This is a genomic window from Chitinophaga sp. GbtcB8, from assembly GCF_019091455.1.
Taxonomy (GTDB): domain Bacteria; phylum Bacteroidota; class Bacteroidia; order Chitinophagales; family Chitinophagaceae; genus Chitinophaga.
This window is the reverse complement of record NZ_JAGXJN010000045.1, coordinates 15,503-29,499: the sequence shown is the minus strand read 5'-3', so window position 1 is coordinate 29,499 and position 13,997 is coordinate 15,503. Positions and strand designations below refer to the sequence as shown.

The 13,997-nt window shown below is 48.0% G+C and carries 11 protein-coding genes; 1 reads left to right on the top strand and 10 read right to left on the bottom strand.

Features of this window, described 5'->3' with window-relative positions; all coding sequences use genetic code 11:
* Window positions 1-17: 17 nt before the first annotated feature.
* Together KVT36_RS27705 and KVT36_RS27700 are read right to left on the bottom strand one after the other, a co-directional pair.
* Window positions 18-2,393, bottom strand: a complete 2,376-nt coding sequence (locus tag KVT36_RS27705; protein WP_217606690.1) for a TonB-dependent receptor — start codon at window positions 2,391-2,393, stop codon at window positions 18-20.
* 328 nt (window positions 2,394-2,721) lie between these two features.
* Window positions 2,722-2,931 (bottom strand): hypothetical protein, encoded by a 210-nt coding sequence (locus tag KVT36_RS27700; protein ID WP_089915749.1) that lies wholly within the window; start codon window positions 2,929-2,931, stop codon window positions 2,722-2,724.
* A gap of 105 nt (window positions 2,932-3,036) precedes the next feature.
* Here KVT36_RS27700 and KVT36_RS27695 point away from each other — a divergent pair, with 105 nt between their 5' ends.
* Window positions 3,037-4,047, top strand: coding sequence for a helix-turn-helix transcriptional regulator (locus tag KVT36_RS27695; protein WP_217606689.1), 1,011 nt, complete (start codon window positions 3,037-3,039; stop codon window positions 4,045-4,047).
* 2 nt (window positions 4,048-4,049) lie between these two features.
* Here the strand turns inward: KVT36_RS27695 and KVT36_RS27690 are convergent, their stop codons facing one another.
* From KVT36_RS27690 to KVT36_RS27655, 8 genes are all read right to left on the bottom strand, one after another.
* A complete protein-coding gene (locus KVT36_RS27690; protein ID WP_089915746.1) occupies window positions 4,050-4,472 on the bottom strand; it encodes an Rrf2 family transcriptional regulator in 423 nt (140 codons plus the stop codon).
* Window positions 4,473-4,591: 119 nt separating this feature from the next.
* Window positions 4,592-6,790: a sodium-translocating pyrophosphatase gene (locus KVT36_RS27685; RefSeq protein ID WP_217606688.1), complete on the bottom strand. Its 2,199-nt coding sequence runs from the start codon at window positions 6,788-6,790 to the stop codon at window positions 4,592-4,594.
* A gap of 139 nt (window positions 6,791-6,929) precedes the next feature.
* Window positions 6,930-8,456, bottom strand: a complete 1,527-nt coding sequence (locus KVT36_RS27680; protein WP_217606687.1) for an NAD(P)H-hydrate dehydratase — start codon at window positions 8,454-8,456, stop codon at window positions 6,930-6,932.
* A 102-nt stretch (window positions 8,457-8,558) separates the two neighbouring features.
* Window positions 8,559-9,086 carry a hypothetical protein gene (locus tag KVT36_RS27675; RefSeq protein ID WP_217606686.1) on the bottom strand — a complete coding sequence of 176 codons (528 nt, stop codon included), beginning with the start codon at window positions 9,084-9,086 and terminating at the stop codon, window positions 8,559-8,561.
* A 42-nt stretch (window positions 9,087-9,128) separates the two neighbouring features.
* Window positions 9,129-9,554: a hypothetical protein gene (locus KVT36_RS27670; protein ID WP_217606685.1), complete on the bottom strand. Its 426-nt coding sequence runs from the start codon at window positions 9,552-9,554 to the stop codon at window positions 9,129-9,131.
* Between the two features lie 170 nt (window positions 9,555-9,724).
* A complete protein-coding gene (nhaA, locus tag KVT36_RS27665) occupies window positions 9,725-10,894 on the bottom strand; it encodes a Na+/H+ antiporter NhaA (RefSeq protein ID WP_217606684.1) in 1,170 nt (389 codons plus the stop codon).
* A gap of 40 nt (window positions 10,895-10,934) precedes the next feature.
* Window positions 10,935-12,824, bottom strand: coding sequence for an OstA-like protein (locus KVT36_RS27660; protein WP_217606683.1), 1,890 nt, complete (start codon window positions 12,822-12,824; stop codon window positions 10,935-10,937).
* An 11-nt stretch (window positions 12,825-12,835) separates the two neighbouring features.
* Entirely contained in the window at window positions 12,836-13,834 is a 999-nt protein-coding gene (locus KVT36_RS27655) for an MlaD family protein (RefSeq protein ID WP_217606682.1), read from the bottom strand.
* Window positions 13,835-13,997: the final 163 nt, after the last annotated feature.

Sequence of the window (13,997 nt, the reverse complement as noted above, 5' to 3'; positions counted from 1 at the left end):
TCTCTTAGTTTGTCAGCTTAGAATTTGAAGTTGTACGTAATACCCGGCAGTATGGAACCTATGATAGACAGGCGTTTGGCGTCTTTCTTGGAAGGATCATCTGCATTCTGCTGGAAGTAGATCGTATAGGCATTCTTGCGGGCATATACGTTGTACAGTGAAAATACCCACTCGCCCTGCCAGCGTTTGTGCTGCTTACCTTTACGGGTAAACGAAAGGTCCAGGCGGTGGAAGGCGGGCAAACGATAGTTGTTACGCTCATCAGAACTGTTATACGGGATGTCCCAGTCCTGGTATTCCAGGCGGCTGTCTGCAAACGTACCGGGCGTACCGGAAGCATACACCCAATTGGCGGAAAGAGAGCTGCGTTTGTTGAACTCGTGGGATACAACCAGGTTGATGTTATGTGTACGGTCATAACGGTTCAGGAACCATTCATTCTTGCTGATGCCGTTAGTTTGACGCTCTGTGCGGGATAAGGTATAACTTACCCAGCCGGTGGTTGCGCCTACCTCTTTTTTAGCCATTAATTCCAGGCCATATGCGCGGCCTTTGGAGGGCAACAGGTCTGCTTCAATGTATTGGTTCAACTGCAGGTTGGCATTGTCAATATAATCCACCTGGTGCTTCATGGTTTTGTAGAACAGCTCACCACTCAGCTCCAGTAAGCCGGAAGGCGCATCATAAAAATATCCTAAGGTATATTGGTCGGCTACTTGCGGCTCTATGTTATTGGTGCTGGGTGTCCAAATGTCCAGCGGGGTAGGGGAGGCTGTGTTTGACAGCTGGTGCATAAACTGTGTAGTGCGTGCATACGCTACTTTTACAGCATGGTTGTCGTTGATGTTGTACTTGGCGCTTACCCTGGGTTCCCAGTAGTAATAACCTTTTATCAGCTCATTATTGCCATAATCCTTGGAACCTATTAATCTTCTGCGTACTCCTGGTGTAGTATCGTTATAGTAATACGCCGTGCCTTTACCCAGGTATTGGTATGCAGAGAAACGAACGCCATACTGGATGCCGAACTTCTTGCTGGGTTTATACTCATGATCCAGATACACAGCGGCTTCCAGTGCGTGCTGGTCTTTCAGGAGCACTTCACTTTCTTGATTATCCTGCGTGCCGCCGCCTTTACCGGGTTTAAAGGTGTAATAGATACCCTGCACCCCAAAGTGCAGGCTGTTGCTGGTGCTAATGTAATAGGTAAAGGAAGGTTTTACACCGTAGTTAATGATATTGGAGGTCCAGGAAGAATTCTGATCCGGCTCATTAGCCGTTTTATCATCCTCATTGCTGAACTTCAGACTGTAATCATACTTGCTGTAAAAGGTGGTCATGTTCAGGAACAGGCGGTCGTTAAATACGTGGTTCCAGCGTACGGTACCGGTGGTGTTACCCCAGTTCATGTTTATGTCTTTACCAAAACCAAATACATCGCGGCCCAGGTAACCGCTTACAAACAGCGTATTGTTCTTATTCAGCTTAAAGTTGCCTTTGGCGGTAACATCGTAGAAATACAGCTTGGTATCTGCCATGTCGCCTTTCAGGAAGGGTTTGAACAGCACATCCACATAAGAGCGGCGGGCAGCTATTATGAAAGATGATTCATCTTTTTTGATAGGTCCTTCCACGGCCAGGCGGCTGAAAATGTTGCCGATACCGCCGGTAAGACCCAGGCGCTGGTTATCTCCATCCTTCATACGAATATCCAGTACAGAAGAAGTACGGCCGCCATATTCTGCCGGGAATCCGCCTTTGATCAGGTTCAGGCTTTTCACGGCATCCGGGTTAAACACGGAGAAAAAGCCCAGCATGTGCGTGGAGTTGTACAGGGGGGCTTCATCCAGCAGGATGAGGTTTTCATCAGTAGCGCCACCACGTACGTTAAAACCATTGGCGCCTTCCCCTACGGTAGTTACACCGGGCAGGGTTTGTATGGCGCGCAGCACATCTACCTCACCCAGGAAGGTGGGCATCTTTTTCATTTGTGCAATATCCAGGCGGTTAATACTGGTATTCAGTGTATTAACTGCTTTTTCCTGCTTACCGTTAATAACTATTTCGCTTAACTGGCTGCTGGATTTTTCCAGTTTAATGTTCAGCTGCTGGTTGCGGTTAAGCGTAATGGTTTGTTTAATTGCGGTGTAACCAATGTAGGAAAATTGCAGCTCATGTTCCCCGGCGGGCAGGGTGAGTGAAAAGAATCCATACTCGTTGGTAACCGTTCCCAGGCTGGTGCCTGCTTTGGATACGGAGATGCCGATCAGGCTTTCGCCGTTCTGTTGGTCTTTTACGTAACCACTAACTGTAAAACGTTGTTGTGCGTGCAGTGTCAGTCCTTGCAGTATAAAGCAGGCCAGCGACATGAGCAGAATCAGGTGTTTTCTCATATAAGATTTATATATATGTCCATGTAAGACGGTAGTACCTACCCTTTTATTTTAGGAACACGGTATTAAATTTTGTGTTTCTGCATATATGACGGGAGTTAATTAGTGTACCCCTAAATTGGAAGGGAAATTTTTCATTACAAATTGTTCAATTACGAATTACGAACCCGCCTAAGCGGGCATGAGCACCCTTGAGAATAATGTAATGCAGTGGGGAATGGGAGATGCATATACGTTGTAACAAGATTATGCAGGTTATAAAATTGAAAAACGCCCCTACCTGGTGGCAGATGACGTTTCATGCGTGGTTCCCATATTATTCCCGGCCTTAATCCAGCAGATCGCAGTGGTAGCCCAGCCTTTTAACAAAGCTCATAATGGCGTCTTCCACTACCTGCTGACCCACAATGCGTAACACCCGGTCGCAGTCCTCAATATCTATGCTGCAGGCCATTACGTTAAAGTTGGCTTCTATTTCCCCGATCACCCTTTTCTTATCATGTTGGGTGGCTATATTCGTTCTAAATATTCCAATCATGGATATTATATTTTTATATTCGGAATATTTTTGTGCAAATTTGGGGACTGCCTATTTAGAACTGTTGCATTAAAAGGATTAAAATTTACACTAAACGGATTTTTTATGCCCGTAGTTATCACGAACGATTCCCGGAATGTGCTGCATAGGGAAGATAAACTGCTTACCTCCCAGGAGTTATTAAGCCCCCGTATTATAGAAGAGGAGATGAAATTGCAGTTTGCTTTTGGGACCGCCAGTTTCCGGGAAATGTATTTTGACGGGCTGCATATTGCTTTTGGCCATGCGCATGTATATGAAAACCTGAATGTTGCCGTGGAGCTGGCGTCAGATGCGCCCACCATGGTATCCCAGCATTTTGTGCTACAAGGCAATTTTATGAGCAATTTACCCGGTAAGCGTAACTACAACTTTTCCCGGCTGGAGCATAACCTGCTGTATAACCCCACTTTATCAGAAAATGCACAAATAAAGAAACAGGATACTATAGAAATGGTGTCGCTTAGTTTTGCCCGCGACCGTTTCCTGGAGTTTGCAGAAAATAACGGCCGTGTAATGGACCGTTTGGCAGAGCAGGTAGCCGGCAATAAGCTGGTATTCCTGAACCAGCGTAATAATCAGCCCATTACCCTGCAAATGTTAAAGGTGCTGGAAGAGATACGCAGCTGCCAGTTCATAGGCGGCATTAAAAAGCTGTTCCTGCAATCTAAAGTGCTGGAACTGCTGGCTTTACAGTGCGAACAATATGAAAGGTCGGAGAGTGGGAGCACACCTGTAAGCGCTGCTTTATCAGCCACAGACCGGGAAAAGGTGTACTATGCCCGCGACCTGCTGATGAGCGATATGCAGCAGCCGCCTTCCCTGCGCGAGCTATCAAGGCTGGCAGGGCTGAATGAATTTAAGCTGAAAGCCGGTTTCAAACAGGTATTTGCTACTACGGTATTTGGTTACCTGAATGATCAGCGGCTGGACCATGCGCGGGAGCTTTTATTACAGCAGCATAAACCCCTCACAGATATTGCCCATGAACTGGGTTACTCATCTCCCCAGCATTTCAGTAATGCGTTCAGTAAAAAGTTTGGGATCAGCCCGGGAAGGGCACGGCGGAGTAATTAAACTCAGGCCTGGGCGTTAATGACCTGTTTTGTGAAAGCGGCCAGGGTCATACGTTTGAGGCGGTTATAAATAGTGTGATCTATTTCAGTGAACAATTCATCCAGCGCATCATTAATGCCTGCGCCAACAGCGCAGTCCGGATTGGGCAGGTTAGGGGAGAAGCCAAATACATGATCCTCCTTTACAGCCTGGAACACGTCAGACATGCGGATCTGCGAGGCAGGTTTACGCAGGCGGCTGCCACCGCTTTTACCTTCTTTACTTTCTACCAGCCCGGCTGCTCTTAATGCACTCAGCTCTTTGCGCACCAGGGCAGGATTGGCATTCATAGAACCGGCAATGTAGTCGGATGATAGCCACTCTTCCCCACCGGTACTCAGCAGGCTTAAAATATGTACTGATATTGCGAACTTACTCTTAACCATTCTGTAATTAATGAAATTACAGTACAAAGATAGGGATTAATGAGAGGATGTGCAAATATGCAAATGTGCAGATGGCCACCATTTGCACACCTGCACATTTGCATATTTGCACATTGAATTTATTTTTTCACGATCAGTGTACTTTCTTTATCCGTTTTCACCACCTGTTGTGTAGGCTGTGTTTTCTTTTTGGCTACGGTATCTGCATTATTGCCGTGGATCTGTGCCAGGGTAGGCGCAATTACCAGGGATACAATAGACATCAGCTTAATGAGGATATTCATAGAAGGGCCGGAAGTATTTTTCAAAGGTCCACCTACGGTATCGCCGGTTACAGGAGCTTTGTGCCGCTCTGATTTTTTGTTGTAGGTTTCGCCGTTTATTTCAACACCTTTTTCAAAAGACTTCTTTGCATTATCCCAGGCGCCGCCGGCATTGTTCTGGAACATACCCATTAATACACCGCTTACGGTAGCACCGGCCAGGAAACCGCCCAGCACTTCAGGGCCAAAAATAAAGCCTATTATCAGCGGCATAAGAAGCGCAATAGCACCTGGCAGCAGCATTTCTCGGATAGATGCCTGCGTGGAAATAGCTACACATTTTTCATACTCCGGCTTGCCTTTGCCTTCCATAATACCCGGAATTTCGCGGAACTGGCGGCGTACTTCCTCTACCATCGCCATAGCTGCACGGCCTACGGCCGCAATAGCCAGTGAGGAGAAGATGAAGGGGATCATACCACCTACGAACAGGCCGGCCAGCACATTGGCCTTATAAATATCAATGCTGCTGATCTTAGCAATACCCACAAAAGCGGCAAACAGCGCCAGTGAGGTAAGCGCGGCAGATGCAATGGCAAAACCTTTACCGGTAGCGGCGGTGGTGTTACCTACTGCATCCAGTATATCTGTTTTTTCACGTACCTCTTTCGGCAGCTCGCTCATTTCAGCAATACCACCCGCATTATCGGCAATAGGGCCAAAAGCGTCAATGGCTAACTGCAGGGCAATAGGGGCCCTCATACCTGCAGCTGCAATGGCTACACCATACAGGCCTGCAAATGCGTAAGAACCGTAAATGCCCCCTGCCAGCACCAGAATGGGCAGCGCGGTAGATTCCATACCTACAGACAAACCACCAATGATGTTGGTAGCATGGCCGGTAGCCGACTGGCGGATAATGGAACGCACGGGACGTTTACCCATGGCCGTATAATATTCCGTGATAAGACTCATGAGGGTACCTACCACCAGGCCCACGGCTACAGCGCCAAATACACCGCTTTTTGTGAACTCATGGCCACGCAGCAGCATGCTTTCCGGCAGCAGCCATTGTACCATAAAATATACTACAACAGCGGTGAGCACAATGGAGCCCCAGTTACCCATGTTCAGGGCTTTTTGCACAGCGCCGGTATTTAAACCGGCGTTGTCGCTGATCCTTACAAAGAGGGTACCGATCATGGAGAAGATGATACCCATGCCTGCAATCAGCATAGGCAGCAGAATAGGGGCAATACCGCCAAAGTTGTCTACAGACTGGGTTTCAGCGCCCAGCACCATAGTGGCCAGCACGGTGGCTACATAAGAGCCGAACAGGTCAGCGCCCATACCGGCTACATCGCCTACGTTATCGCCTACGTTATCTGCAATGGTAGCAGGGTTGCGCGGATCATCCTCCGGGATGCCGGCTTCCACCTTACCTACCAGGTCAGCGCCTACGTCGGCAGCTTTGGTATAGATACCACCGCCTACACGGGCAAACAGCGCAATGCTTTCTGCACCCAGTGAAAAGCCGGTGAGCACTTCAATGGTCTTGATCATTTCCGGCGTGTTGGCAGCAGCGCCGAAATAAGTTTTGAGTATTATGAACAGGCTACCCAGGCCCAGTACGGCCAAACCAGCTACGCCCATTCCCATTACAGAGCCGCCGGTAAAAGATACCTGCAGGGCTTTGGCCAGGCTGGTACGTGCGGCCTGCGCGGTGCGTACATTTGCCTTAGTGGCAATGCGCATACCTATGAAACCGGCCGTAGCAGAGAATACGGCCCCCATAATAAATGCCAGTGCAATGGTCCAGTCGGAATTTTCATGCGAAGCTCCCATATAACCCAGCAACAAGGCTGCGATTATTACGAAGTAGGTAAGGACTTTGTATTCGGCTTTCAGGAATGCCATAGCGCCTTCAGCGATATGTTTGGCTATTTCGGTCATTCTTTCGTTTCCGGCATCCTGGCGAACAACCCAGGAGCTTCTGACAGCAGTGAACAGTAATGCAATTAATCCAAAACATGGAACAAGGTACACGATACTCATATAAGCGATTTTAAAATATACAAGGTTGACAAAAATAATGTTTCCAAACTACTTTTGCTAATGTGAATTTAATGTGCCGGCATTTGCCCGAAAGCCGTACCAGTAGCGGGAAACATGGAATAACGTATTATTTTCACCATCATAGCTGGAGGAAGGCGGGTCCCAAACAATCTATAATGCTCCCGGCGGTCATGGCTTCCTGCGACATACGGGAGGCTGCAATATCGCCGGCCAGTCCATGCAGGTAAGTGCCCAGCAATATAGCGGCTTTAGGTGCATAACCCTGCGCCAGCAGGGAAGTAAGTATGCCGGTCAGCACATCGCCACTGCCGCCGGTAGCCATACCGGGGTTGCCGGTGGAGTTAAAGTACACGGCGCCATCCGGGCAGGCCATGGCTGTAAACCGTCCCTTTAGCAATATATACAGCTGCAGGTTCACTGCCTGGCGGGATAACAGCTCCAACCGCGCAAAATCATTATCACTGCTGCCAAATATACGCTCAAACTCTTTGGGGTGGGGTGTTAGCAGGGAGCCATACGGTATGCGGGGTAACAGGAACGGGTATTCGCTGATAATATTCAGCGCATCCGCATCCAGCACCATTGGCTGCCGGTACTGCTCCAGCAGCTGTTCCAGGGCTTTAGCCGTGCCCGTGGCGGTACCCAGCCCCGGGCCTATACCAATGGTCTTATATTGTTGCAACCCGCGTGTTTGTGGTGCGCTTTCATGAAAATGGCTGCTGTAGGTTTCCTGTATATCGGTTACGCACATAGCGGAGGGGGCGCTAATCTGTATGATCTGGTACCCGCACTGCGGCACATGGCAGGTAAGTAGCCCCACACCAGCATGTAAACAGGCTTTAGCGCTTAACACGGCGGCCCCCATTTTACCATAACTGCCGGCTACCAGCAGTGCATGCCCGTAAGTGCCTTTGTGGGCAAAGGGCTGGCGGGGCTGGTAAATGGTACGCATCATATGCGCATCCGTTACATGAAAGCGGGTAGGCGTTTGCGTAAGGTAGTCCGGGTGCAGGCCTATGGGCAATATGTGCACCTGGCCGGTACGCGCTGCATTTTCCGGCAGCAGAAAGGCCAGCTTATATACTTCAAAACTAAGGGTAATACTGGCGTGCACTACCGGCATATGCGCGCTGGAAGCATCTGCCAGCATACCGGAAGGCAGGTCAATGGCTACCAGGGTGTGCCGTGTCTGCATATCATTCAGCTGGTGAATAAGGCCGGCCATCCAGCCTTCTATGGCGCTCCGCAGGCCGGTGCCAAAAATAGCGTCTATAATAATGCTTTTAGGCGGCAGGGTAGGCAGGTCGGCCACTGCGGCAACATCGTATATGCTTTGGGGATACTGCTGCTCCAGCAGCTGCCGGTTAGCCGTATGGTCTGCAGATGCTTTGTTACTGTGGTGGATAATGCAGGCGGTAGCTTTATACCCATTGTTCAGCAGCAGGCGGGTAATGGCCAGCCCATCGCCCCCGTTATTGCCCATACCGCAAAACACGTAAAAAGGCTTCCGGGCATCAAAGTGGCGGAACAGCCATTGCGCGCAGGCTGTGGCTGCCCTTTCCATTAGCTGCAGGCTGCTAATGGGTTCGTGCTGTATGGTATAAGCATCTGCTTCCCGTATTTGTGTAGCCGTAAAAATTTTCATACACGTAGTGTATAAAAATACGGGAAAGTTTTGATCAAAAAGAAAAGCCCCGGCGTTAAACCAGGGCTTTTCAACCAATTCATATTTATAGTGTGACCACTATTAGAAAGTATACCGTGCAGATGCGCCGCCAATCTCTTCGCCCATGAAGTGAGTACCACCGGAGAAGTTAAAGAACGGTTTCAGATCAGCACTCACGCTCAGCGGGATCTTTTTGAAAGTGTATTCCACGCCAAAAATGCCGTCCAGGCCGGCGGTAACATACGTACCGTCACCATTGCGGAACCAGCGGTCGCGGTCATAATTAAAACGGTCGTAAATACCTACGTGTGCACCACCACCTGCATACATCAGGAATTCCGGTTTACCGAACACATTCCAGTGATATTCATACAAACCGGTGAAAGTAACGTTGCTGCCTTTGTCGAAGTTGGTGAAAGCCAATCCTTCAATGGCGTGAGGGCCGGAAATGAAATGTTTAATGGTAAAACCTACGATCCAGGGATTCATACGGATACCGATGGCTGTTCCATAATTAGCAGGTGCTTCGGCGCCTCTTCTCAACTTTTGTGCATTTGCCTGTACTGCCAGCAGGGCAACCAGGCCAAGGATTAATGCCGCTCTTTTCATTTTAGTTCTATTGTTTGGTTTTATATTGTAAAGATCAAATGGTTATTTCCTGTTTAAAATATACCTGGCAGATACTGCAAAGGAGGCCAGGTCAGAAGGTGTGCTGAAATGTACCGCCGGTTTCCAGTCAAGGCCCAGGTTCAGCGGAATAGCTGCAAAGTTATAATCCAATCCCAATATCCCATCCACTCCTGCTATAAATTTCGTACTACCCTCATATTTCCGTACGCCCATATGCGCCCCGCCGCCTACATACCAGGCAAAGCCCTGTACGGTAAGCGCCGACAGATCAAAATGGCGTTCATATAAGCCTGTAACAGTAAATGTTTCATTATAAATGCCGGCAATGGCTTCCACGGCATCTGCATCGGTGAAGAAGTAGCGTGCGGTAGCGCCCAGCGGTAAACCTAAGCGGATACCTACCTGGGGGCCTTTTGATGCTGTTGATTGTGCTTTGAGATCGTACATACATCCAATTAAAATCAGGGTTAATAATATAAACCGCTGGTAAACCTGCAGCTGATACCTTTTTTTGTCCCCTGAACCATGTGTTGTTATGCCCGCTTTCATGTTGGTATGAGGATTTAACAATAACAATGCCAAGATAGCTTATAAATAACGAAGGAAGCGCCTGCTTATTATACCTTGTTAGGTTTCAATAGCTTCAGGTAAATAAATCCTACAAGGCCGGCCAGCAGGGAAGCCACCATTACAGACATAATAGAAATGATCTGCAGCTCCGCCTCTTTATACGCCAGGGTTGAAATAAAAATAGACATGGTAAACCCAATGCCCGCTATCATACCCGCTCCCAATAGCTGCGCCCAGGTGGTTTTATGCGGCAGCGCCGCCCATTTTAACCTGGCAGCTATAAAAGAAAATAAGAAAATACCCAGCGGCTTGCCCAGCACCAGCCCGGCCAGGATACCGTAACTAACCGGCGATGTGAAGGCCTGCATAATATCCTGCGGAAAAATAATAGCGGTATTAGCCAGCGCAAAAATGGGCATCACTATAAAGTTAACCGGGTCGTGCAGGTGATGAATAAGGTCAGCTATTTTGGTAAGCGGTATGCAAAAGGCTACCAGCACACCTGCAATGGTGGCGTGAATGCCGGAATTGTAAATACAGTACCATAATACCAGTCCGGGTATAAGGTAAAAGATAAGCCGTTGTACCTTCAGCAGGTTGAAGATAATAAGCAGAACCATTACACCTGCGCCGCATAACAAATAGGTTAGCTGCAGGGTAGCCGTATAAAAAACAGCAATGGCCAGTATGGCGCCGAGGTCGTCGATAATAGCCAGGGCCATTAAGAATATTTTCAGCGCAAGGGGTATGCGCTTTCCCAGCAGGGATAAGATGCCTAGTGAAAACGCAATATCCGTGGCCATGGGAATGCCCCAGCCATGCGCGTGGGCTGTGCCTCCGTTAAAAGCCAGGAATATCAATGCCGGGCATACCATGCCACCCAGGGCTGCCAGCACCGGCAACAGGGATTTTTGAATGGAGGATAGCTCGCCCACGGTAAGCTCCCGTTTTATTTCCATACCCACCAGGAAAAAGAACATCACCATTAATCCATCATTGATCCAGTGCAGCAGGGAGTGGGGCAGGTGCCAGCCATCCGGCATGTGTACGGCTGTTTCCCAGAAATTAATATAGGCCAGCTGATAAGGTGAGTTAGCTATTATAAGGGAAACAACGGTGCATACCATTAATACTATTCCCACCGCACGGCTATCCTTCAGAAATTCGTACAGGGGTGAGAGTAACCTTTTGAATTTATGTGTTACGGAGGTTGCCATTCACAAGGTGTTTTAGATTACAAAATATAATCTGTGGCGGCTATTTACCCATTAGCTCATACTTACTTTTAGGTTTGCGCTTAATGTCCCAGCGGAAATTTTCCAGCAGCATCTCATCTTTAGGCCGTTGTGTGAAGGGATACATGATACCTTCCGGGTCCTTGATGAATACAACTTTATTGAGCTCGCCGGCGGTGAAGTGAATATTAATAATAGCGCTGAGCGATTTATTTACGCTTATAAAGCCGCCCTCATCATCCTTCACATAATAAATGCTTTCCGCATTGCCATCCACATGCATCCAGTCCAGCGCATCACCGGCAAAGTAGCCGGTAATAATATTGCCTTTGATCTGGTTATATAATGGTTTGTTGAGCTCTGCTTCATTTACTATCAATGCATTAGGCTGCATTACCAGCTTATCTGCCTTCTGGTTTTTGGTATACAGGTAAATAGTATCGCCGGTAAGCTGGGTATTATTAGCCCATAAGATAGGATCGCGGTAAAAGCGGAAAATAGAATCGCGGGAGGAGTAATATACACTATCTGCCACGCCCTGCAGGGAATCAGAATAAATGCGTACATGGTGGTAGGCCAGTATGTAGCGCTTTTCCGTTGTATCCGGTTTTACAGTATCCTTAGGGGGCGCCAAAGCCAGTGAATCCGGGCCTTTCAGGTTATGAGCAACCAATGCGCTATCCTTTTTTAGTAGAGCCTTGCCGGTGATAAGGGTATCCTTGCTTTTTATGAGCGTATCTGCTTTTGTAAGTTTTAAGGCAGTATCCACCTCCTTCGGTACGGCGGTAAGTGAATCTGCAATGGCCCGCCGTGCTGAATCCATCTGCGCAAATTCCTGCAGTGAATCCGGCGGCGGCAATTGTTTGGGCGCTTTTATTTTCCTGGGTGCTGCGGTATCCTCTGCCAGGCTATCTACCCCCGGGCGTTTAACCGGCGCCGTTATAATGCTGTCGCCCCTCATTACTCCTGAAAAAAGGGTATCGGCCACCATATACAGGGTATCCTTGTCGCGTTCCAGTATCAGCAGGGGGTGCTGGGTGGCCAGCACGGTTTTATTAGCCTGGTTCACCTTGCCATAGTTGGAAAGCAGCGACATTTTATTGGCGGTATCCCTGTACACCATATTACCCGTAGCGTAAGAGTAACCGGTAAGCTTATCGGTTTCAATATTATCCGCAGTAATAGTGCTGGCGCTGTCTACAATAGTGGGGCGGTTGCCAAAATTGCCATAACCGCTTTCCGTGTTGTAGTAACCGGAGGTGGTGTACATAATGGTTTTACCATCATTAATAGTAGTAGGGGCTACCATGGTGGCAATTTTGGTATCGGTGTTATATAATAAGGTATCGGTGGTAAGGGTATAGGAGGGGTCTACCAGCAGTACGTTGTATTTAAAATATACATCCTTGGTATCTGCATAATAAAAACCTTCTTTACTGGTAAGCGTGCTGGTACCGTTAATTAATTTACCGCCCTGTGTGTAGGTACCAATGCGGGCATTCATATCATATTGCAGCTCAGGGCCGGAGATGTTCACCTTACCATCTGTTAAGCGGGCATTCCCTTTCAGCGTAGCTAATTTGGTATAGCCTTCATAATGCAGGTAATCGCCGTACACCTGTACGCTGTCGGCCTGGTTAATATGTACGTGACCGTAGGCGTCCAGCTGGTTGGAGAGGCTGTTCTTAAAAGCGCTGTCGCAGGAAATAATGGTATTACCCTGCCGGAAGGAGGCATTCCCGATAAAACGGGCCAGCTGTACGGAATCGCGGGTAATATTGTTCAGCGTATCTGCATGCAGGATGTGAATAACGGAGGTACTGTCCCCGGTTTTCTGCTGCGCTGCCGCCCCCATTATTCCCAACAGGTAAATGCCAATGAGAACAAGGCCATATCTTATAAAGTGCTGCATTTTACAAATCATCATTGAGCCGTTACCGTATCAGAAGGGAGGGGCTTTACTTTATCTTTTTTGCCAAACAGCGAGAAGTGTACATACCGTTTCGGGTTCACACGCAGATCTTCCAGCAGCTTATTCAGGCTGCCCAGGGAGGTTTGCAGGTTGTTGTACACCTTTTTATCATTCATCAGCAGACCCAGGGAACCATCATTGCTATTAAGCTTGCTGGTCATCTGGTTCAGGTTGGCCACGGTATGCTGCAGGTCCTGCAGGGAAGAATCCAGCTGCCCGTTGGCCAGGGTACCGGTGGCTTTTTCAGCATTGGTAAGAATGCCGGTTATCTTATCATTATTATTTTTCAGATTCTCTGAAATAGCGGCCAGGTTATTAAAGGTTGCCTGTACGTTGCCCTTTTCAGGATCCATCATACGATTCAGAGAGCTGGAGGTGGCAGAAAAATTACCCATGGTATTTTTCAGATGGGCCACGGCTACACGAAGATTGCCTTCTGTGGTAGTATCAAATATAGCGTTCACCGTTAGTAATACGGAATCTACTGCGGAGAGGGTGGTTTCCAGCTTTTTAACCAGGGGGTTCAGCTGCTCTTTAAGCGCATCTGTAATGGAACCATCTACAGCGGCATAAATGGTATCGCCGGATTTCAGATAATCGTTGGCGTTACCAAAGTCGATCTGTACTGCTTTAGTGCCTAACAGGTCGCCGGTAATGCGGGCCACGGAGTTACGCGGTATTTCCACATCTTTTGTGATACGCAGGGTTACCAGGATGCGGCCGGCATTGTTATCCATGATGTTAAGGTCTGATACGCTTCCCACCTTCAAACCGTTGACCTGCACAAAGTTAGAGGGTTGTAAACCATTTACCTGTTTGTATACAGCGTAAATAGTTTTATCGGATGAAAAGAGGCTTTTTCCTTTCAATAAATTAAAGCCTAATACCAGCAGGACAATAGCGACTACAGTTAGCACTCCCACTTTGGTTTCATTAGATACTTTTATCATGAGATACGTATACGTTGCTGCAAAAGTAATCGAAAATCCAACTCCCGGTACCAAATTCCAATTTTTAGCTCCGGCGGTCAGTTATAATTTAGTAAGGATCAGGTGATAGGGTAAAAAGGATAGGGGTAATTATTACTTGGGGTGCTTGCTGGTCGGGGATTAC